We start from the raw sequence: 20,203 nt of genomic DNA, 5'->3' as shown, positions 1-20,203 counted from the left end.
GGGGAGGGACGCATAAAATGCAGAAAGACAATAGAATGCAAGCTGTCTTTGAGACGAAAAGGTGTTGCATCAGGCCTTTTATTGAAAGCGATCTGGATGCTTTTGTGGTTTACCGCAACAACCTTGAATGGATGGAATTTCAATATTTTAAAGGCTTGGCTCGAGAAGAATATGAAAAAATTCTATTAAGAGAGCCATCAGTGGAAAAAGGTGCCCAGTTTGCCATCATCCGCAAAAACGACCAGGCCCTACTGGGGGATATTTTTATGAAAAAGGAAGCTGAGGCTTGTTGGATCGGCTATACCATCAGCCCCTCCTTTAAAAGACAAGGGTATGCGTATGAAACTATCCAGGGAATGATTCGCTGGATCCAACAATCGCATCGCGGACTCAAAATTCTAGCCGGAACGTCTCCTGAAAACCTTGCTTCCATTCAGTTACTTAAAAAGTTGGAGTTTGCGCCGGCGGGGACCGAAGAGGGCGAACTTGTTTTTCAATACGTGTAATGAATTTGTTTCATCGGTCCATACTAGGGAGAAAAGCTGACTGAATTTATTACCACTATGAGCAAAAAGCCATTATAGTCCTCGACTTTGATGGCTAGTTTTTTGCATGGATTTCTGTTCAGTAAAGAATAGATGTACTCACTATCATTTCACCTAAAGCCCCGACTAGCGTAAAATCAAAACCAATAGAGTAGAAAAGGTGGTTTTCAGGGATGGCCAGATTGCCGATCATGATTGATACAGACCCGGGCATTGACGATGCGATGATGCTCACTTTGGCGTTCGCGCATGATGATAAGTTGGATGTGCGCTTAGTGACGACGTGTTCGGGGAATATTTCGCAGGACAAGACGAATTACAATGCGCGCACGTTCTTGAGTTATATCGGAGCGCAGGTGGAAGTGGCGCGCGGTTTGGAGCAGCCGATGTTCCGCGAGCTCGAGATGGCGGAAGAGATCCACGGGGAGAGCGGGTTTGGGAATGTCGAGTTTCCGGAACCGACTTTGCCGGTGAGCGAACGGCCGGCGGTTGCTGCAATGCGGGAGACTTTGCTTGCGAGCGAGAAGAAAATGACCATTGTTGCAACTGGCCCTTTGACGAATGTGGCGGCCTTATTGCTGGCGCATCCGGAAGTGAAACCGAAAATTGAGCGCATTTCGTGGATGGGCGGAGCGGCAGTCGGCGGCAATATGTCGCCGTCCGCTGAATTCAATGCCTATGTCGACCCGCATGCAGTGGAAATCGTATTCCGCTCGGGCGTTCCAGTTGTGATGAGTGGCTTGGATGTGACACATAAAGCATTTGTCACGCTGGAGGAAGCGCAGGGCATTTTGGATATCGGCACAGAATTTGCGGAGAAGGCGTATGGCCTTGTCACGCATTATTTGGACGTCATCAAGAGAACACCTTTTCACGAAGAAAATTACGACCAAGTGCTTCATTTCCATGACGTCTGTGCGGTCATGTATTTATTGCGGCCGGATCTGTTTGAAGGACAGGACTGCTATGTGGCGGCTTCACTCGAAGGCATCACGGCAGGTGCTACGGTGGTCGATTTTACGAATCGGACAGGCGAAATGCCGAATGTCCATGTTTTGCATAGCGTGAACCGCGAGGAGTTCGTTGCGGAATTTGTGAAAGCCGTAAACGTGATTTCAGATCGTGTGGAATCGCGTTGATGTGTTTTATACTTTGGATTCGATAGCTTAACAACTCATAAGAAAGCTAGGTGAAGCGGGATGAAAATCATCGTATTCGGGGCGACGGGCGGCGTAGGCAGCTCCGTTGTAGAGCAAGCATTGGAGCAAGGCTATGAAGTGACGGCATTTGTACGGACACCGGACAAGCTGAAAGCGACAGGCGATAAATTGACCGTCATACAGGGTGATGCGTTCCACGTGGAACAAGTATCCGCAGCGATTGCCGGACATGACGCGGTCGTGTCGTGTTTGGGCTCGAATCAAGGCATGAACAAATCGACCGACCTGCAAACGATGGTGAAAAATATCGTGGCGGGCATGCAACAGCATGGCGTCCAGCGCATCGTCTATACCGCCTCTGCCGGGATCGACAAGGAATTGCCGGGCATCGGCGGGAAAGTGATGATGGGCGTGCTGAAGAATGCGCTCATTGACCACCGGGCGGCTGTGGATGCTATTCAAGCGGGTGGGCTGACCTACACGATCGTCCGGCCGATGGGATTGACCAATGATCTGTTTACAGGACAGTACAGGGAGTCGGAAGAAAGCGTACCAAGCAAATCGAAAACCATTCCGCGTGCAGATGTGGCGCATTTTATCTTGAAAGCGTTGAGGGATGCGCAATACGAAAACAAGTCGATCGGAATTGCGACGTGAATCATCGACAAGCCAAGCAGCTGCAGAATTTGCGGCTGCTTTTTTGGTTCATTCCCCTGATTTTCTTTGGAGCGGTTTTGGCTTATAGTAGAAACATCTTTTAAAAGAACTTTCCGGCTTAGAGAATGAGGTGCAGCATGGCGTTTTTATCCCGATTTAAATTAAGTACGATTATTATCCTCTTTGTCCTATCGGTTGTCTTGGTGTCGCTCGTGATCACCAACCTGCTCGTAGCGGATACATCAGGTGATAGGATCGAGCAGCAGTTGGAAGAGAAAGCCGTTAGGATATCGAATGCTATGGCAGATTCGGAAGTGATCCGAAGTGGGCTGCAATCACAAGCTGCGGAAGCCGATATCCAGGATTACGCGCTGGCGATGCAGCAAGCCGCAGATGTGTTGTTTGTCGTCGTCATGGATATGGACGGTATCCGGAAATCGCATCCGAATCCGGACAATATCGGCAAGGCTTTTGCCGGCGGGGATGAGAGGCGTGTACTCGAAGGGGAGGAATATACCTCTAGGGCGGAAGGGACGCTTGGCCAGTCGGTCCGTTCGTTCACCCCGATTTTTGATGATCAGGGCAATCAAATTGGTGCTGTTGCAGCCGGTATTTCGCTGGAGGAAGTAGAGTCGGCGATCGGTGAAAACCAGAAGACCATTTGGATTGGATCGCTGATCGGATTGCTGTTCGGGATTATTGGCGCCTTGTGCTTAGCGCGTTATATTAAACGAAGCCTGCTGGGACTTGAACCACACCAAATCGCCCGTATCCATGAAGAGCGTAACCAGATGCTCCATTCCGTTTACGAGGGCGTTATTGCCATTGATAAAGACTCAAGGATCATGCTGGCCAATCGCTCGGCGAGAGAGCTGTTCGAAAAAGCGGGGTTCAAGGGACAGGAACCGATCGGCGCGGCGATTGAGGAGTTTTTGCCGGGTCTCGCAGTAAGCCGCGTGCTCGTTGACAAACAGACGGTCTTGGACGAGGAACAAGAGCTCAATGGACTTTCCATCATTTCAAATCATGTGCCTTTGCTGGTACAGGAGCAAGTGATCGGGGCGATGGTGACGTTCCGTGACAAGACGGAAATCGATGAGCTGGCCGAGCAGCTGACAGGCGTGGAAATGTATGCGGAAACCTTGCGTGCACAATCGCATGAGTTCATGAACCAGCTGCATGTCTTATTGGGCTTGATCAAAATGGAGCAGTACGAACAGGTGTCACACTTTATCACAAAGCTGGTCGACCATCAGGCGGTGGAAGTCGGCAACGTGACGCGTTCCATCAAGGATCCGGTGCTGGCAGGCTTTATACTCGGGAAAATCAGTTTTGCCAGGGAAGCGCAGGTCGAGCTTGCGATCCACTGCGAAACGGACATTCCAAAACCGGACGATTCCGCTGTTACGCATGAATTGATCACCATCATCGGCAATGTGGTCGACAATGCGATCGACAATGTCGTGGATACTGAACGGAAGCAAGTAGATGCCATATTTTCTTATATCGATGAATTGCTGACGGTGACGATCAGTGATACGGGAACCGGCATCCAGCAGGAAGTGCAGGAAACGATGTTCGAAAAAGGAGTTTCCAGTAAGGAAGGCTACCACCGAGGATTCGGGCTGTATTTGGTGCAAAACAGTGTAGACAAACTCGAAGGCTCGATTGACGTGGCCTCCGAGGTGAACAATGGCACGACATTCGAGGTAGTAGTGCCTTATGAAGCAAGGGGTGAAAACGATGATTCAAGTGATGATAGTGGAAGATGATCCGATGGTCGCGGCTTTGAACCGGCAATTCGTCGAACGGATGGAAGGCTTCATGGTGAGCAGTGTGGCCGGGAACGCGCAGCAGGCGATCGCGATACTGGCGGAGGCAGACATCGATTTGGTGTTGCTCGACATCCATATGCCCGGCTTGACGGGTATTGAATTTTTGCAAATGATCCGCGAACAAAAGCAGGATCTTGATGTCATTTTAATCACGGCGGCATCTGAAATCCAGCAAATCCAGCACGCTTTAAGGCTCGGGGCTTCCGATTATTTGATCAAGCCGTTCGAATTCAGCCGTTTTCAGGAAGCGCTCTTGCAATACAAAAACAACTTTCATAAACTGCACGATAATAGACAGGTCAACCAGCAAGAAATCGACAGCTTGCTCGGCAGAAAACCGCCGTCCGCTGCTTCACAATCGAATGCCCAGGATTTGCCGAAAGGGCTGACGAAAGCCACCTTACAGACCCTCAAACACGTGATCCTGACGAATGAAGCCGCGGTGTTTTCGACGGACGACTTGGCGCAGGCGGCCCGGATTTCCAGGGTTTCTGTCAGGAAATACTTGAAGTTCCTCAGCGCGATCGGCTATTTGCAGGAAGATTTGACCTACGGAGTGGGCAGGCCCATCTACCAATACCGCTTGGACCCGGAAAATACACATCGTCTCGATCCTTATCTTTGAAAGTGAAGGGTGAGTATGGGAAAACGCGGTTTAAAAGTCCACGACAAGCTAAAAAAGCAGCCAATGCGGCTGCTTTTTTTAATTACAATAAAACCAATACTTTCATAAGCTAGAAGTTGTCAGAAATTTGTCTAAAATATGAAATACATTGAAAGCGCTTACCTGTGTGCGCTTAAGCTCAAGAAAACGAGGTGTCCAAGATGAAAGAAACAACAAAAGCCCCGGCACGGCTTCCGGGGAGAAGCTTGAAAGACAAATTCACGATTTTTAATCTGCCCATTCTATGGTTTGCTATTTTTGCGGTCATCGCCATTTATGCGATGTATACCGAAAATTTGCCGGCGGGCATGATCGGCGCATTGCTCATTACGATGGTGCTCGGTGAATTGTTTGGCTGGTTCGGCAATAATTTGCCGATTGTCCGCACCTTCCTTGGCGGTGGTGCGATTGTCGCTATTTTCGGATCCGCTTACATGGTCTATAGCGGACTGATGCCTGAAAGCACGACGGCGGGGATTACGGAATTCATGACAGACGGCGATTTCCTCAATTTCTATATTGCGGCATTGATTACCGGCAGTATTTTGGGGATGGAATCAAAAATCTTGGTAAAAGCGGGCGTCCGCTACGCCTTGCCGCTGCTCGCAGCGGTGGCAGGCGCAGTGGCCCTGGCAGCATTGGTCGGGCTGGTGTTAGGATTCAGCGTACAAGAAGCAGTGCTCGTCATCGCCATGCCAATCATGGGCGGCGGCATGGGGGCGGGTGCTGTGCCGATGTCTCAAGTGTATTCGGAAATGCTTGGCAATGAACCGGGCTATTATTTATCGATACTCGTACCGGCCTTGGCGCTCGGAAATGTCTTCGCCATCATCTTGGCTAGCGTCTTGAACATGATCGGCAATAAATACCCGAGTTTGACGGGGAACGGCCAGCTGATCCGTAATTTCCATTACGAGAAAAAAGAAACGACCGGCTATGATTTGGCCAAAATGGGAATCGGCGTCTTGGCTGCTGTGTCATTTTATATTTTAGGAAATCTATTGGGTGATTTTATTCCGTTGCATCCTTACGCCATCATGATCATCTTGGTCGCTGCATTGAAAGTTGCCAATGTCATGCCGGAAATCATTGTAGAAGGTGCGAGCCAGTGGTATGAGTTTGTGGCGCGCAACTGGACCAACGCGTTGTTGGTCGGCATTGGGGTCGCGTATACGGATTTGGAAGCGGTATTGAATGCGTTGAGCATCCAGTATGTGCTGATTGTCTTTGCTGTCGTCCTCGGAGCTGTGATCGGTGCGGGCGTGGTCGGCAAATTCATGGGCTTTTATCCGATCGAAGCGGCCATCACTGCTGGGCTGTGCATGGCGAATATGGGCGGAACCGGCGATGTCGCGGTGCTATCTGCAGCGAGACGAATGGAATTGATGCCGTTCGCGCAAATTTCTTCCCGACTCGGCGGAGCTTTGATCTTATTATTGGCGAGCATATTTATCCCGTTTTTCATCTGATACAAGGAAGAAACAGACAGGCGTTTTTGGAAACCATTTCGACAGCCTAGTTATTTTTTGGTAGTGTAAAAGTATCCGTTATCGTGGAAATGAAATATTCGTTATTTGTTCAACAGACGGGAAAGGAGAAATCCTTTCCTTTTTTTGATGGGACGTGAAAATCAATGGTAGTTGCTGAAATCATCAATATCATTTTACCTGTCTTTATTTTGCTCGGCATCGGTTTTTTTGTCGGCAAGTTCATGACGATCAATTCCAAGCCGGTTTCCGATTTATGCATTTATGTGTTCAGCCCGGCCTTGTTTTTCCATTCGGTCACCACTTCGTCTTTGAATCTCGGTGATTTGGGGAGAATTGTATTGTTTGCGCTCTTATTATTTGCGTGTTTTGCGCTACTGGTCAAATTACTGGGAGTGATTTTAAAATGGAATCTGCCGTATGAAAATACGATGATGCTCGCCAGTGCGTTTCCGAACACCGGCAATTACGGCTTGCCGATCATCTTGTTTGCCTTCGGTGACGAAGGGATGGCGATTGCGATCATTTATGTCGTCATGCAATCTTTGCTGATGAATTCGGCCGGCATTTTCTATGCTTCGAATCATGCCGATGTCTCGAAGAAGGCGATTGTCCTCACCATCATCCGCATGCCGGGGTTTATTGCCATTACGATTGGGCTGATCTTGAAAATAGCGGGAATTGCGGTTCCTGAGGCGATCGGGAATGCCACGGGCTTGCTTGGCCAGGCCGCTGTGCCGGTGTTGCTGACGCTGCTCGGAATCACCTTGGCGTCGATCCAGATCAAGACGGTGCTGAAGTTCATCGGGACAGCCGCTATACTCAAATTGGTGGCTTTTCCGGCGATCGCCTTCGTGTTATTGGCTTGGCTATATCCGGCAGGCTCGCTCGAGTCCAAAGTACTGCTGATTTCTGCAGCGACTCCAGCCGCAGCCACCACGACGCTATTGGCCATCAAATTCGATATGAATCCGGATATGGTGTCGAGCGCGATGTTCGTCAGCACTTTAGCGAGCATCATTACCATTCCTTTATTGTTGCTGGTACTTTAAAAAACTGTCTGGAGATCAGGAAACAAGCAAACTCCTGCTTCTATGTGAAATCTTGTTATAATGAGAGAGTGTCCAAAGCGAATTGGCTTGGATGCTCTTTTTTTGCGCATTACATGGATATTAAGTTAGGGAGTTGGAAATAGAGATGAACAAAAAAGATATAGCAGAGATTCGCAAAAGCTTTAAACTGGAAACCGATCTACTGAAAATCACTGAAATCTATAATGTCTACATCAAGCAGGAAAGCAGCGAGATCTTCCACGAGGAAAGCCGTTCGTTTACCATGTTGGACCGCGAGCAGCAAGAATTGTTCCTCGCCAACTTCAAGAAAGTATTGGGCGGCAAGCTGGATCAGAAGCTGTTTGAAGTGAAGTTCCAGCGTCCCGAGGAAGGCCAAGAAGATCACACGCAGCATTTGTTATACGGAGGGCTCCATGCAGACGATGCGGCAAAGTGGCAGGAAGATATGCAAAAAATGGCTTTGAAGATGGTGGAAGACAAACAATACGATAAAGACATGGTCATCACGTTCATTCGCGGGACTTATTTTAAAACGACCAAACGCCAGCCTGACGAAACAGAAGTCAACATGCGCGATGAAGTTTACACGACGCCGTTCATCCTGTGCAGCATGAACCAAACCGAGCTGCCGAAATCGTCGCTGGTGTTTGATTTTATCGAGAAGGAATTCAAGTCGAATATGATGGCCGACCCTGTCATCAAACTGGCTTCGCCTATCGGCGGCTTTTTGTTCCCGAGCTTTACGGACAATTCCGCAGACGTCAATCACATCCTCTATTCAGCGGGCAAGGCGAACAAGCCGGATTTCCAGTTTATCGAAAATGTGCTGAACGGCGATGAAATCATGACCGCCGAAGAAGACAAGGCGGTGTTTGAAGAAATCGTCAAAAGCATCATCGGCGAAGAAGTCAATTCGAAGACGCTGGCCAATGTGTACGATGAAATCAATAGTTTGCTCGAAGTGGCAGACGATGATGAAAACGATGAAGACAGCACGCCGACATTGGATACGAAAGAAGTGGAACGCGTACTGAAAGCAAGCGGCATCAAAGATGTCAGCACCGAAAAAGTGGAACGCGCTTTCCAGAACGTCGTCGAAGACAAGGCGTATGAAATGAAAGCGAGCCACATCATTCCGAGCTATACGTCCAAATCGATTAAAATCAACACGAAAGTCGCGGAAATCAAGATTGGGCCGCAAGACTTACGTTACGTAAAAGAAGTCAATTACAACGGCAAACGCTGCATTTTGATCGAAGTGGAAGAAGATACGATCATTGAAGGATTTAAATTGCTGGCGGAAGAAGAGTTGGAGTAGACAATTTGTCACGCCTAAATGTTGAGGAAAGCAGGAGATGCATTGATGAAAGAGATAATTCGCGAGAAGCTAAAAGAAATTGAACGTATGCACAACGTGAAAATTCTATATGCAGTAGAATCCGGGAGCAGAGCTTGGGGGTTTCCGTCGAAAGATAGTGATTACGATGTTCGCTTTATCTATATTCATCCGCCATCATGGTATTTATCGATCGATCAGCAAGGCATCGGTGCAAAACGCGATGTGATTGAAGAACCTATTAACGATTTACTGGATATTAGTGGATGGGAAATCACTAAAGCATTGCGTCTGTTCAGAAAAAACAACCCCCCGTTATTGGAGTGGCTGAGAAGTGAGATTATTTACTATCAGGAATATGAATTTATTCATCATATGCGGGCGCTTGAAAGCGATGTGTTTTTCCCGAATTCCATGCTCTACCATTATTTGAATATGGCAAAGAAAAACTACCGTGAGTATCTGCAGGGGACGGATGTGAAAATCAAGAAATACTTCTATGTCCTGCGGCCGATCCTCGCTTGCCAGTGGATTGAAAAGCATGGAACGACACCGCCTATTGGATTTCATGAACTGCTCGAAGACAGTGTCGAAGAAGGCGAGTTGAAAGAGAGAGTGGAGGAGTTGCTGCACCGCAAATTGAATGGCGAGGAGTTCGATCTTGAACCGCGCATCGATGTCATCAATCAATTTGTGGAACGTGAAATGGAGCGTCTCGAAGCATATGCCAAGTCTCTTCAAGGAACTGTTGAAGATCCGACCTCGCAATTGGATGAACTGTTCAGAAAAACTTTGGAAGAAGTTTTTTAATATGTATTTTCAATTTCAGCATGTACCCGAATTATAAGGAGGCCTCATATGATAACTGAAACCGATCTACACTATCTGAAACGCTGCGTCGAACTCGCCGAACAGGCGCTAGAAAAAGGAGACGAGCCGTTTGGTTCGGTGCTCGTGTCGGCGCAAGGGGAGGTGCTGTTCGAAGACCATAACCACGTAGCGTCAGGCGACCATACACAGCATCCCGAATTCGCGATTGCGCGCTGGGCGGCGGAACATATGGCGCCAGATGAACGGGCCGAAGCGATCGTCTATACATCCGGCGAGCATTGCCCGATGTGCGCGGCGGCGCATGGCTGGGTCGGACTTCGCCGCATTGTCTACGCGAGTTCGTCTGAACAATTGGCAGGTTGGATGAAAGAGCTCGGCGCCCCGCCTTCGCCTGTCCGCAACCTCTCCATCCCAGAAATACTGACAGACCCGGACGTCGACGGGCCGGTGCCGGAACTTGCGGAACAAGTGCACCAGCTTCACCGCCGTTTGCACGAATCAAAACAGTAAGCCCATAAAAAAGGACTGCGAAGAAATTCTCTTCGCAGTCCTTTTATGTTGATTACACCAAAACAGGGATGTCGCTTCGGATGAGGTGGTCGAACGCGCTGAGTGAAGCCGTGGCGCCGCCGCCCATCGAAATGATGATCTGTTTGTATGGCACGTTCGTGCAGTCGCCTGCTGCGAACACACCCGGCATATTTGTTGCGCCGCGCTGGTCGATGACGATTTCGCCGTGCGATGTGCGCTCGACGAAGTCACCGAGCCAGTCGGTGTTCGGCACGAGGCCGATTTGGACGAAGACACCGGACAGCTCGACATGTTTTTCTTCGCCGCTTTGAAGGTCGATATAGGAAATGCCGTTCACTTTGTCGGTGCCGGTAATTTCCTGTGTGCGGGCATTCGTCAGCACCGTCACGTTCGGCAGGCTCTTTAGGCGGTCTTGCAAAACAGAATCCGCTTTAAGCTCTGCGTTGTATTCCAACACCGTAACATGGTTGGTGATGCCTGCAAGGTCGATCGCCGCTTCAACACCGGAGTTGCCCCCGCCGATGACTGCGACGTCTTTGCCGGCAAATAGCGGGCCGTCGCAATGCGGGCAGTACGCCACGCCTTTGTTCTTGAACTCTTCTTCACCAGGGACGCCGATATTGCGCCAGCGTGCACCTGTTGAAAGAATGACGGTCTTGCCTTTAACGACTGCGCCGTTTTCGAGCTCCAGCTCGAACAGCTCTTTTTTCTCCAAGCGTTTCGCACGCTGCAAGTTCATGACGTCGATATCGTATTCTTTCACGTGTTCTTCAAGGCTGGCCGCAAATTTCGGGCCTTCCGTGCGCTTGACGCTGATAAAGTTCTCGATGCTCAAGGTATCCATTACTTGTCCGCCGAAGCGCTCAGCGACGATGCCGGTGCGGATGCCTTTACGCGCCGCATAAATCGCTGCGCTGGCTCCAGCCGGCCCGCCACCGACAACGAGCACGTCAAACGGCTCTTTGCCATCGAATTCGGAAGCATCGGGCGCGCTGCCGAGTTTCGCAAGCAATTCTTCAAGCGACATGCGGCCGCTCGCGAACGATTCGCCGTTTAAGAAGACCGTTGGAACGGCCATGATGTCTTTGCTTTCAACTTCTTCTTTGAACGCCGCGCCGTCGATCATCGTATGTGTGATGTTCGGGTTGAGGACGCTCATCAAATTGAGTGATTGCACGACTTCCGGGCAGTTCTGGCAGCTTAGACTAATATACGACTCGAAATGGTATGTGCCTTCGAGCGCTTTGATCTGGTCCATCGTTTTCTGTTCGGCTTTCGGCGCACGTCCGCTCACTTGCAATAGGGCAAGAACGAGTGACGTGAACTCATGGCCGAGTGGAATGCCCGCAAATATGATGCCCATCTCTTCGCCTGGACGGTTGACGCTAAAGCTCGGGGTTCTCTCAAGCTCAGTGCGCTCTACTTGAATGCGCGGGGACATGGCGGATAGTTCTTCCACCAAATCGACCATATCTTTTGATACCTTGTCGGAACCGGCGCTCATTTGGAGCAGCACGTCGCCTTCCAAAAGCTGCAAGTATTGCTCTAATTGTGCTTTGATTTGCGCATCTAGTATCATCGTCAAAACTCCTTAAATTTTGCCTACGAGGTCAAGGCTTGGCTTCAATGTGTCGCCGCCTTCTTCCCATTTAGCCGGGCATACTTCGCCTGGGTTGTTGCGCACGTATTGTGCGGCTCTGATTTTGCCGACAAGCGTGCTTGCGTCGCGGCCGATGCCGTCTGCGTTGATTTCTGCAGCTTGGACGATGCCGTCAGGGTCTACGATGAATGTGCCGCGCTGTGCGAGTCCTTCTTCTTCGTTAAGAACGTCGAATCCGCGTGAGATGCGTTGCGACGGGTCACCGATCATCGTGTATTCGATTTTGCCGATTGCATCTGAATGGTCGTGCCAAGCTTTATGGGTGAAGTGCGTATCTGTAGAAACGGAATACACTTCCACGCCAAGCTCTTTCAAAGTCGCGTATTGGTTTTGGAGATCCTCAAGTTCAGTCGGGCAAACGAATGTGAAGTCTGCTGGGTAGAAGCACACAACGCTCCACTGGCCTTTCATGTTTTCTTCAGTGACCTCGATAAATTCGCCGCTTGCCGCCTGGTAAGCTGACGCATGGAATGGTTGGATTTCTTTTCCGATCAAAGACATAAAATAATTACCTCCTGAATATTTTTTTAGAATGACCATAATCGATAACATAAAAAAAAATTGAAGTAATTCACCTCAATTAATATAGTTATCTGATTATAATGATTCTAATTCTATTTCCATTGTCATATGAAACGGGAATTTTGTCAAAGAGAACCCTTTCGTGTAAACGCTTTCTTTATGGGAGTAAGAAAAGTCAATAATAAAAGGGCGTTGGATACAAATCTGCACAAACAAAAAGCGGGGAATAAATAGTGAAATAAATAGCAATCAAATATTTCGAGATAACTAACTAATGTTTAAGAAGGATATTTTCTCATCGAATCTTTCCTAATTGAGAGAAGCGTTATGGACAAAGGAAGTTTAGTTTTCTCCCGGTTTGCCCATAGATAAGGTGTGAGTTTCCACCGGTGTAGTTTATGATAGAAAGAAAACAGGGGGGATCAGATGGGCATGAAAGTGGGCATTATCGGGTGCGGGGGAATCACAAAAACGCGCCATGCACCGGAATATTTAGCGAATCCGCATGTCGAAAGCATCGTCTTTTACGACCGCAACCTGCATCGTTCCGAAGCGATGGTCGAATTGTTCGGCGGCAGGAATGTAGAGCGTGTCGAGGAATTATTCAACGATCCGGACATTATCGCCATCAGCGATTGTTCGTCGAATGAACACCACCATCTGTTCACTACGCAAGCGCTGTTGAGCGGCAAGCATGTGCTGTGCGAAAAGCCGATTTCGTTGACACTGGCGCATGCTGCGGAAATTGTGGCGGCCCAGAAACAATCCGGAAAAAAGCTGATGGTCGACCATAACCAGCGCTTTACACGTGCGCACCAAAAAGCCCGGGAAATCTTGTCCAGCGGGGAACTCGGAAAGATTTTGACGTTCCGCACCGCATTCGGCCATGCAGGACCTGAAACTTGGGGCATCAATAAGAGCAATTCCACTTGGTTTTTCAAAAAAGAGCGTTCTGGATTCGGCGTCGGCGGAGATCTAGGCATCCACAAAATCGACTTGCTGCATTATTTATTGGACGACGAGATTGTCCAAGTGAGCGCGTTTCAAGGGGCTTTGCACAAAGTCGATGAAAACGGCGAGCAGATTGAAGTGTGCGATAATCTTGTGTGCAGCTTGGTGACCGAAAAAGGGCGTCTCGGCAATGCGGCGTTTTCCTGGACCTATTACGGCGAAGAAGACAATAGCACCATCCTTTATTGCGAAAAGGGCATTATGAAAATTTACCATGACGACGACTATCAGCTGCAACTCATCATGCACTCCGGCGAGAAAGTGAATTATCAATTGGAAGCGATGCAAACAAATGATAACCAAACCCCGAGTGGCGTCATTGACGCGTTCATCGATTCGATTCGCTTGGATCAGGATCCGCTGGTGACGGGCGAAGATGCGTTGAAATCGCTGAAAGTCATCTTGGGCATTATGGAAGCGGCGGACACCCAACAAGTCATCACCATCGAAAAAGAGACTGTCCTTTATTAATGGGACGGTCTCTTTTCGATTGCATCACAATCCAAAACGCTTGAGTGAAAACGGGGTGATGTCGTATTGGCTCTTGCCGTCCAATGCCATTTGGCTCAGTACTTCGCCCATGACGCTGCCGAATTTGAAGCCGTGTCCTGTAAAGCCGCAGGCGAAAATGACGCGGTCGTTATCGGGGTGGTGGTCGATGATGAAATGATGGTCATCAGAGACGGTATACAAACAGGTTTTCCCTTGTTTGAGCGCTCCGCCGGCTCCGGGCATGTAAAGGTCGAGGAACTGTCTCAAGTCGCCTTCATCGCTGTCGTATAACCCGAAGTTCTGTGTGTGCTCATTCGGGTCGATCGGTTGTCCGCCGTCGGACCTGCCGATTTTCACGCCGGCTCCGTCTATGCTCGGGAAACCGTAAAACATCATGTCGTGGTCTTCCACAAAAAATCCCGGGAAATCCACCGCGTCATACATGGCAGGCGCATCGAACCACCCGACGGCTTTGCGTGTCGGCTGAATCGGCAGCTTCAGGTCCGGCAATAATTTCGCCGCCCATGCACCGGTCGTAACGATCACTTTTTTTGCATAAAAAACAGACTGCCCGGTGGAAATTTTCACGCCATGCACGTCATTCAGATCGATGTCTCGAACCGGGGTATTCGGGATGAATTCCACCCCGTTTCGAATGGCCAATTCTTTATACGCACGGATGGCATTTTCGCTGTAAAGCACGCCCGCTTGCGCTTCAAAACAGCCGATGAAATGATCCGGTACTGTAAAACCAGGCCATCTTTCTTGAATCTCCTGGCTGCTTAATACATCCAGCGGCAAGTCGTAGCTTCTCGCAGACGCGATCATTTCCAGCAGAAAGGGGGAGTCATTCGGGCCGAGTCCGATGACGCCGGTGTTGTCGAAAATCTTAAAACCGGTTTGCCTCTCCAAGTCTTCCCATAATTGCTGTGCACGTAACACTAACGCAACGTAATGTCTGCCTTCGCCGTAAGCATGGCGTATTAAGCGGGTATCCCCGTGATGGCTTGCTTGGCTATGAGGGGGATCGAACGCATCGATCAATAAGGTCTTGGCGTCTTGTTGTGCCAAAAAAGCGCCGGCAGCCATCCCCATCGTTCCGGCGCCGATAATGGCGACGTCAAAAATCGTTTTTTCGGTCATCTTCACTTCACTCCGTTCTGTATGAGAGTTGTATGAATGGGCTTGCATGAATAGGTTACGGCCTCTAAGTATTAGTCGATCGTATGGAATATTTTGAGACTTGTCAATTTTTTCTTTAGCTTAACTGAGAAGCAGAGTTTTTGAAAACTAGCCCCTTTACCGATAGATTTTATTTATTTTTAAGCAACTTAAGTGGAAAGCAAAACCTACGCGCAGCAACATCTTGCAAGAAATTAAAGGGCTTACATTTTTATGCAGTTCCACGATAAAGCGAAAAAATGTGTTTGACACAAAGGGCAATGTCAAATACTATCGGTAATATGTTAAATAATTAAATAACTTATCCAGAGAGACTGAGGGACAGGCCCTGTGAAGTCCAGCAACCATCATTTTTAATGAGAGGTGCTAATTCCTGCAGAATGGCGTCATTCTGAGAGATAAGAAATTGGTCCAAACCTCTTTCTATTTGAAAGAGGTTTTTTTGCATCAAAAAGGAGGCCAGCAACGCATCGGCTGAAATGGAAGGCACAATAAAATAAATCCACATAAAAAAGGAGCTAGGGACATGACAAGAAACCAATACATACTCTCATCATTAGTTTTATTAGGAAGCATCGGCGCACTCGGCGGCTGTTCATCAGAGGAAGCGGTAAGCGCCACGGGCGATCAAGTGATTTTGGTTGGTACGCAAAACGACTATCCGCCCTTTGCTTTTGCGGACGACAACAACCAATTGACAGGCTATGACGTCGACGTCGTGAAAGCGATCGACGAGCAATTGGACGGCTATACGTTCGAGTTTGTCGCCGTGCCGTGGGACAGCATGTTCCTGGCGCTCGAGTCGAATAAAATCCAGGCGATCGCCGACCAAGTAGCGAAAACACCGGAGCGCCAAGAAAAATACTTGTTCACGGACGAATCGTATTTTGCAGCGGAAACGGTCATTGCCGTAGCGAGTGGAAGAGAAGACATCCAAACGATTGAAGATTTGGAAGGCAAGGCAGTCGGGGCGTTGGCGGGCGATTCGTACACGTTGTTGTTGGAGGAATACAACGAGACGGCTGATGAGCCAATCAACTTGAAGTACAGCGAAAGCGGCAACCCTTCGGAGATTTTGCAGGATGTGCAAAATGGCCGCGTTGATGCGTATGTCAATGATCCGATCATGATGAATGAGGTATTGGAAAAAAATGATTTGGGCGTAGAAATTGTTGGGCAGTCGCTCGTCAACGACGACATGGGAATCGTCTTGAAAAACGGGGAAGATGGCGAAGAGTTGAAGGCTTTACTGGACCCGATCATTGAGCAATTGAAACAAGACGGCACTTTGTCTGAACTGTCGACCAAATGGACCGGCGGCGACTACATCCCCGAATAAGCCAGTGGAAGGACAGAGACCATGGAAAATTTACTAGATTTGAATTTCTTGATCGAAAGCTTTCCTGCCATTGTTTCGAGGCTGCCCATAACGATCGGCATCGCTGTCGGCTCATTGATTTTGAGTTTATTCATCGGAATGGCTGCTGCATTGATCAAAATATACAAAGTGCCAGTGCTGAATGTCATTTCATCCATTTACGTATCATTTATCCGCGGAACACCGCTTTTGGTGCAGATCTACCTCGTGTTTTACGGAATCCCGAAAATCATTTATTTTCTTCAAATAGAATACGGCTGGCTCATGTCGGCGGACGTCAACAGCATTCCCCCGGAAGTGTATGCGCTCGTGGCGTTTTCCATCAATTTGGGTGCTTATTTGTCGGAGACGATCCGTTCGGCGATCGAATCGGTGGACCGAGGGCAGTTTGAGGCAGCCAAAGCAATCGGCATGACCCCGACGCAGATGATGCTGAAAATCATTTTCCCGCAAGCCTTATCGGTGGCGATTCCGAACCTCGGCAATATGTTCATCAGCACAATCAAAGACACTTCGCTTGTGTTCATCATCGGTGTCATCGATATTATGGGGCAAGCGAAAATCCTCGGGTCCCGCGGCTTGGCGTTTTTTGAAGTGTATATTGCGGTATCGATCGTCTATTGGATTTTGTGCATCGCCGTCGAGCGATTGCTGGTGAAAATCGAGAAGCGGGCGCGCAGATATGAAAGAGGGATTGCCTGATGATCAAATTGGAAAATATTCATAAATATTACGATAGCCATCATGTGTTGAAAGGAATTAACCTCACTGTCGATAAAGGCGAAGTGGTGGCGGTTTTGGGACCAAGTGGCTCCGGGAAATCGACGCTTTTGCGCTGCATCAATTTCCTCGAGCAGCCGACGAGCGGCATCGTGGAGATCGGGAGCAAACGAGTGGATGTGGCATCGGCCAAAAAAGCCGATATTTTCGCCTTAAGAACGTCGACCGGCATGGTGTTCCAGCAATACAATTTGTTCAAAAATTTAACCGTGCTGCAAAACGTTATGGTCGGCTTGACGAGCGTCAAGCAACTGAAAAAGCCGGAAGCAAAAACGAAGAGCCAGGATATGTTAAAGAAAGTCGGTCTGAGCGATAAGCTTAGCCATTATCCTGCACAATTATCAGGCGGCCAGCAGCAGCGGGTCGGCATCGCACGGGCTCTCGCACTCGATCCGGAAGTGCTGCTGTTCGATGAGCCGACCTCGTCGCTCGACCCCGAGCTGGTCGATGAAGTATTGGCCACAATCCGCAATGTAGCAGACACCGGCAAAACGATGTTCATCGTGACACACGAGCTGAGCTTCGCACGCGAAATCTCAGACCGCGTCATCTTCATGGAAGACGGCGTCATTATCGAACAAGGAAGCGCTGAACAAATCTTCACGCGTCCTCAAATGGAAAGAACTAGGCAGTTTTTAGGAAAAGCGGTTAAGGACTAAAGCAAAGACGCGAAAATGAATTTACATACCGGAAGGATGAGTAACCGTGAACCCGATCGAACAAATTTTGCATCACTTCCCTATCGTCATAGTTGACGGGGCCATGGCTACAGAGCTTGAGAACTATGGCTGTGACTTGAATGACCGCTTGTGGTCGGCGAAAGTCTTGATGGAAAACCCAGCATTGATCAAGCAAGTACATATGGATTATTTTCAGGCAGGGGCGGACTGTGCCATTACAGCGAGCTATCAGGCGACCATCGAAGGGTACAAAGAAAGAGGGTTGACGGAACAACAGGCCATCGCTTTGATCCGAAAGTCGGTCGAACTTGCCGCACAAGCGCGCGATGAATTCTGGAGCGGTGTGACGGATCGGTCGAGCAGGCCGAAACCTATCGTCGCGGCGTCAGTCGGCCCGTACGGAGCATTTTTGTCTGACGGCTCGGAATACCGCGGCGACTATTCCGTGACAGAAGATGAACTGGTGGCGTTCCATCAAGAGCGGATCCGCGTGTTGGTGGAGGCGGGCGCAGACATCTTGGCATGTGAAACGATTCCGTGTCTGGCAGAAGCGCAAGCGATTGTCAGGATCCTTAAGGATTTTCCGGACGTCTATGCCTGGTTCACGTTCAGCGCAAAGGACCATCTCCACATCAGCGACGGGGAAAAAATTGCGGACTGCGCCGGCTGGCTGGACGGGCACGCGCAAGTGGCGGCGATCGGCATCAATTGCACAGCGCCGCAGTATATCGAGTCGTTAATACAAGAAGTGACAAGCAAGACTTCAAAACCGGTCATTGTCTACCCGAATTCCGGGGCAAGCTATGATCCGGTAAGCAAGACATGGAGCGAAGAGCCGTCGGCCAATGCTTTTTCAGCCAACTCGAAAGCGTGGCACAAAGCAGGCGCCCAAATTATCGGCGGCTGTTGCAGCACGACGCCTGATGATATTGCCGACGTGGCGTCTTGGTCACGCGACCTCAACCCCTCGCAAGTTTAGCCAATAGGACTGCCTCCGTTGTGCGATTTTAAAACCCAGTTGACAAGTAGGTTTTAAATATAGTCTAATGTGAATAAGCTTTTTCAGCATAAGGACTGGATTACAATGAGGTAGGAGAGATCCTCCTAACTTTTAAAAAAACAAAGGAGGATCTCTATGGTTAAAGAGCAATACCCCGTCATGGAAGAGGCGTCGTCGTTTTTCCTGGAAGGCAATCACACCGGCATCTTGCTGTGCCATGGCTTTTTGGGCACACCCCAAAGCGTCAAAGAACTGGGTGAGGCGCTTGCGGCACAAGGCTATACGGTGTCCTGTCCGAGGCTTCCCGGCCACGGCACGCATTTCACAGACTTGGAACGATATGGCTTCGAAGATTGGTTTGCACAAGTCGAACAAGCCTATCAGGACCTGAAAGCAAGCTGTTCGACCGTTTTTGTCATCGGGCAATCGATGGGCGGGACCTTGAGCTTGGATTTGGCCAGCCGTTATCCGGACATTGAAGGAATAGCCTTGATCAATCCGGCGATCGACATCCCTGCGTTTGAAACCTACCGCAGTCAGCCGCCTCTTGCTTATGTTGCTGAAGATCGACCGGACATCAAAAAAGCGGATGCGGTAGAAATCACTTACGAGCAAGCGCCGGTCCACGCGTATCAGCAATTATTGCGCTATATGGATGCCGTCGACGCCAAACTTTCAGCCGTACGTTGTCCGGTCGTCTGTTTCCAGTCGCTCGAAGACCATGTCGTGCCGCCGGGCAATACCGACTCTATTCTCAGCAAAGTCGGATCCGGACATACAATGAAGCACGAACTGCACAACTCCTATCACATCGCCTCTATGGACCATGAACTGGATGTCATCGTCGAAAAAACAGTTCAATTCATAAAACAAGCCCGTGTATTGCCGGCTGGAGACAAGCTATAAAGACAATGGAAATTCGAGAATTTTGTAAATAAATTCTATTTCTTCAAAATAATGTTGACAAACAGATCTAGGATACGTAGTATGAACTTTACAATTTAATCATCTTATCGAGATTGACTGAGGGACTGGCCCTGAGACGTCAAAGCAGCAGACCACGAATGTGGCACTGTGCTAATTCCACGTACAGTTTGTACGGAAGATAAGAGAGGCGCTCAACGGTATTACCCAACCCCCTCTTCTTGTCAAAAAGAAGCAGGGGGTTTTTTATGGTTAAAACCTAGTAAGCGGGTAAGTTAAATAAGTTTTGAGAGGAGGAATCGACGATGGCAAGTGCGCGCGGCATTAAGTCAGCTAAAAAGGCGTGGAAGGATATATTCAATAGGTCGGGTCAGCGCAATGTTATGTTCACGGGAAAACACTTCGAGTCTTGCATGAAGATATGGGAACTTGGATAGACTAGCTGGAATCGCGAC

At 49.0% G+C, this 20,203-nt stretch carries 19 protein-coding genes and 2 riboswitches; of the genes, 16 read left to right on the top strand and 3 right to left on the bottom strand.

The genetic code is table 11. From position 1 onward, the window contains the following. The first annotated feature begins 17 nt into the window (after positions 1-17). The 10 genes from ACFO5U_RS12540 to ACFO5U_RS12495 all read left to right on the top strand — a co-directional run bounded on the left by ACFO5U_RS12540 (position 18) and on the right by ACFO5U_RS12495 (position 10,098). Positions 18-506 (top strand): GNAT family N-acetyltransferase, encoded by a 489-nt coding sequence (locus ACFO5U_RS12540; RefSeq protein WP_377279405.1) that lies wholly within the window; start codon positions 18-20, stop codon positions 504-506. Positions 507-718: 212 nt separating this feature from the next. After that, positions 719-1,684 carry a nucleoside hydrolase gene (locus tag ACFO5U_RS12535; RefSeq protein WP_377279404.1) on the top strand — a complete coding sequence of 322 codons (966 nt, stop codon included), beginning with the start codon at positions 719-721 and terminating at the stop codon, positions 1,682-1,684. Between the two features lie 60 nt (positions 1,685-1,744). Next, complete coding sequence (locus tag ACFO5U_RS12530; RefSeq protein WP_377279403.1) at positions 1,745-2,362, top strand: NAD(P)-dependent oxidoreductase; 618 nt, start codon at positions 1,745-1,747, stop codon at positions 2,360-2,362. A 137-nt stretch (positions 2,363-2,499) separates the two neighbouring features. Continuing rightward, entirely contained in the window at positions 2,500-4,134 is a 1,635-nt protein-coding gene (gene dcuS, locus ACFO5U_RS12525; RefSeq protein ID WP_377279402.1) for a DcuS/MalK family sensor histidine kinase, read from the top strand. Beyond that, the gene (locus ACFO5U_RS12520; protein ID WP_377279401.1) at positions 4,106-4,822 is read left to right on the top strand and encodes a response regulator; all 717 of its coding nucleotides are present in this window, start codon (positions 4,106-4,108) and stop codon (positions 4,820-4,822) included. Before dcuS ends, ACFO5U_RS12520 begins: the two co-directional genes overlap by 29 nt. Before the next feature lie 200 nt (positions 4,823-5,022). Beyond that, on the top strand, positions 5,023-6,330 hold the full coding sequence (locus tag ACFO5U_RS12515; RefSeq protein ID WP_377279400.1) for a 2-hydroxycarboxylate transporter family protein: 1,308 nt from the start codon (positions 5,023-5,025) through the stop codon (positions 6,328-6,330). Positions 6,331-6,494: 164 nt separating this feature from the next. Further along, positions 6,495-7,400 carry an AEC family transporter gene (locus ACFO5U_RS12510; protein WP_377279399.1) on the top strand — a complete coding sequence of 302 codons (906 nt, stop codon included), beginning with the start codon at positions 6,495-6,497 and terminating at the stop codon, positions 7,398-7,400. 145 nt (positions 7,401-7,545) lie between these two features. Next, positions 7,546-8,739 carry a DUF4317 domain-containing protein gene (locus ACFO5U_RS12505; protein WP_377279398.1) on the top strand — a complete coding sequence of 398 codons (1,194 nt, stop codon included), beginning with the start codon at positions 7,546-7,548 and terminating at the stop codon, positions 8,737-8,739. A 45-nt stretch (positions 8,740-8,784) separates the two neighbouring features. After that, positions 8,785-9,567, top strand: coding sequence for a nucleotidyltransferase domain-containing protein (locus ACFO5U_RS12500; RefSeq protein ID WP_377279397.1), 783 nt, complete (start codon positions 8,785-8,787; stop codon positions 9,565-9,567). Positions 9,568-9,615: 48 nt separating this feature from the next. Next, positions 9,616-10,098: a nucleoside deaminase gene (locus ACFO5U_RS12495; protein ID WP_377279396.1), complete on the top strand. Its 483-nt coding sequence runs from the start codon at positions 9,616-9,618 to the stop codon at positions 10,096-10,098. Positions 10,099-10,150: 52 nt separating this feature from the next. Here the strand turns inward: ACFO5U_RS12495 and ahpF are convergent, their stop codons facing one another. Then, positions 10,151-11,698, bottom strand: coding sequence for an alkyl hydroperoxide reductase subunit F (gene ahpF / locus ACFO5U_RS12490; RefSeq protein ID WP_377279395.1), 1,548 nt, complete (start codon positions 11,696-11,698; stop codon positions 10,151-10,153). 12 nt (positions 11,699-11,710) lie between these two features. Beyond that, positions 11,711-12,280: an alkyl hydroperoxide reductase subunit C gene (ahpC, locus tag ACFO5U_RS12485; protein ID WP_377279394.1), complete on the bottom strand. Its 570-nt coding sequence runs from the start codon at positions 12,278-12,280 to the stop codon at positions 11,711-11,713. Between the two features lie 447 nt (positions 12,281-12,727). On the opposite strand from ahpC, the gene ACFO5U_RS12480 reads away from it, so the two are divergent. Then, a complete protein-coding gene (locus ACFO5U_RS12480; RefSeq protein WP_377279393.1) occupies positions 12,728-13,783 on the top strand; it encodes a Gfo/Idh/MocA family protein in 1,056 nt (351 codons plus the stop codon). A gap of 24 nt (positions 13,784-13,807) precedes the next feature. Here the strand turns inward: ACFO5U_RS12480 and solA are convergent, their stop codons facing one another. Next, a complete protein-coding gene (gene solA / locus ACFO5U_RS12475) occupies positions 13,808-14,947 on the bottom strand; it encodes an N-methyl-L-tryptophan oxidase (protein WP_377279392.1) in 1,140 nt (379 codons plus the stop codon). A 337-nt stretch (positions 14,948-15,284) separates the two neighbouring features. Then, a riboswitch (SAM riboswitch) is annotated at positions 15,285-15,391 on the top strand. A gap of 121 nt (positions 15,392-15,512) precedes the next feature. On the opposite strand from solA, the gene ACFO5U_RS12470 reads away from it, so the two are divergent. From ACFO5U_RS12470 to ACFO5U_RS12450, 5 genes are all read left to right on the top strand, one after another. Next, positions 15,513-16,325 (top strand): transporter substrate-binding domain-containing protein, encoded by an 813-nt coding sequence (locus ACFO5U_RS12470; RefSeq protein WP_377279391.1) that lies wholly within the window; start codon positions 15,513-15,515, stop codon positions 16,323-16,325. A gap of 21 nt (positions 16,326-16,346) precedes the next feature. Next, the gene (locus ACFO5U_RS12465) at positions 16,347-17,066 is read left to right on the top strand and encodes an amino acid ABC transporter permease (RefSeq protein WP_377279390.1); all 720 of its coding nucleotides are present in this window, start codon (positions 16,347-16,349) and stop codon (positions 17,064-17,066) included. After that, positions 17,066-17,803, top strand: a complete 738-nt coding sequence (locus tag ACFO5U_RS12460; RefSeq protein ID WP_377279389.1) for an amino acid ABC transporter ATP-binding protein — start codon at positions 17,066-17,068, stop codon at positions 17,801-17,803. The genes ACFO5U_RS12465 and ACFO5U_RS12460 overlap by 1 nt, the downstream gene beginning before the upstream one ends. Before the next feature lie 46 nt (positions 17,804-17,849). Then, on the top strand, positions 17,850-18,803 hold the full coding sequence (gene mmuM / locus ACFO5U_RS12455) for a homocysteine S-methyltransferase (protein WP_377279388.1): 954 nt from the start codon (positions 17,850-17,852) through the stop codon (positions 18,801-18,803). Positions 18,804-18,959: 156 nt separating this feature from the next. Next, on the top strand, positions 18,960-19,730 hold the full coding sequence (locus ACFO5U_RS12450) for an alpha/beta hydrolase (RefSeq protein ID WP_377279387.1): 771 nt from the start codon (positions 18,960-18,962) through the stop codon (positions 19,728-19,730). A gap of 101 nt (positions 19,731-19,831) precedes the next feature. Then, positions 19,832-19,936: riboswitch (SAM riboswitch) on the top strand. Positions 19,937-20,203: the final 267 nt, after the last annotated feature.

Source organism: Planococcus dechangensis, from assembly GCF_042654465.1.
GTDB classification, from domain to species: domain Bacteria; phylum Bacillota; class Bacilli; order Bacillales_A; family Planococcaceae; genus Planococcus; species Planococcus dechangensis.
This window is presented reverse-complemented; position numbering and strand designations above follow the sequence as displayed.

Excerpts from the sequence above, each read along its gene's own strand:
- ACFO5U_RS12495 (WP_377279396.1), top strand. The coding sequence starts at position 9,616 with ATGATAACTGAAACCGATCTACACTATCTGAAACGCTGCGTCGAACTC.
- ACFO5U_RS12470 (WP_377279391.1), top strand. The coding sequence starts at position 15,513 with ATGACAAGAAACCAATACATACTCTCATCATTAGTTTTATTAGGAAGC.
- ACFO5U_RS12530 (WP_377279403.1), top strand. The coding sequence starts at position 1,745 with ATGAAAATCATCGTATTCGGGGCGACGGGCGGCGTAGGCAGCTCCGTT.
- ACFO5U_RS12480 (WP_377279393.1), top strand. The coding sequence starts at position 12,728 with ATGGGCATGAAAGTGGGCATTATCGGGTGCGGGGGAATCACAAAAACG.
- solA (WP_377279392.1), bottom strand. The coding sequence starts at position 14,947 with ATGACCGAAAAAACGATTTTTGACGTCGCCATTATCGGCGCCGGAACG.
- ACFO5U_RS12535 (WP_377279404.1), top strand. The coding sequence starts at position 719 with ATGGCCAGATTGCCGATCATGATTGATACAGACCCGGGCATTGACGAT.
- ACFO5U_RS12510 (WP_377279399.1), top strand. The coding sequence starts at position 6,495 with ATGGTAGTTGCTGAAATCATCAATATCATTTTACCTGTCTTTATTTTG.
- ACFO5U_RS12515 (WP_377279400.1), top strand. The coding sequence starts at position 5,023 with ATGAAAGAAACAACAAAAGCCCCGGCACGGCTTCCGGGGAGAAGCTTG.
- ACFO5U_RS12540 (WP_377279405.1), top strand. The coding sequence starts at position 18 with ATGCAGAAAGACAATAGAATGCAAGCTGTCTTTGAGACGAAAAGGTGT.
- dcuS (WP_377279402.1), top strand. The coding sequence starts at position 2,500 with ATGGCGTTTTTATCCCGATTTAAATTAAGTACGATTATTATCCTCTTT.
- ACFO5U_RS12450 (WP_377279387.1), top strand. The coding sequence starts at position 18,960 with ATGGTTAAAGAGCAATACCCCGTCATGGAAGAGGCGTCGTCGTTTTTC.
- ACFO5U_RS12465 (WP_377279390.1), top strand. The coding sequence starts at position 16,347 with ATGGAAAATTTACTAGATTTGAATTTCTTGATCGAAAGCTTTCCTGCC.
- ACFO5U_RS12505 (WP_377279398.1), top strand. The coding sequence starts at position 7,546 with ATGAACAAAAAAGATATAGCAGAGATTCGCAAAAGCTTTAAACTGGAA.
- ahpC (WP_377279394.1), bottom strand. The coding sequence starts at position 12,280 with ATGTCTTTGATCGGAAAAGAAATCCAACCATTCCATGCGTCAGCTTAC.
- ACFO5U_RS12460 (WP_377279389.1), top strand. The coding sequence starts at position 17,066 with ATGATCAAATTGGAAAATATTCATAAATATTACGATAGCCATCATGTG.
- ACFO5U_RS12520 (WP_377279401.1), top strand. The coding sequence starts at position 4,106 with ATGATTCAAGTGATGATAGTGGAAGATGATCCGATGGTCGCGGCTTTG.
- ACFO5U_RS12500 (WP_377279397.1), top strand. The coding sequence starts at position 8,785 with ATGAAAGAGATAATTCGCGAGAAGCTAAAAGAAATTGAACGTATGCAC.
- ahpF (WP_377279395.1), bottom strand. The coding sequence starts at position 11,698 with ATGATACTAGATGCGCAAATCAAAGCACAATTAGAGCAATACTTGCAG.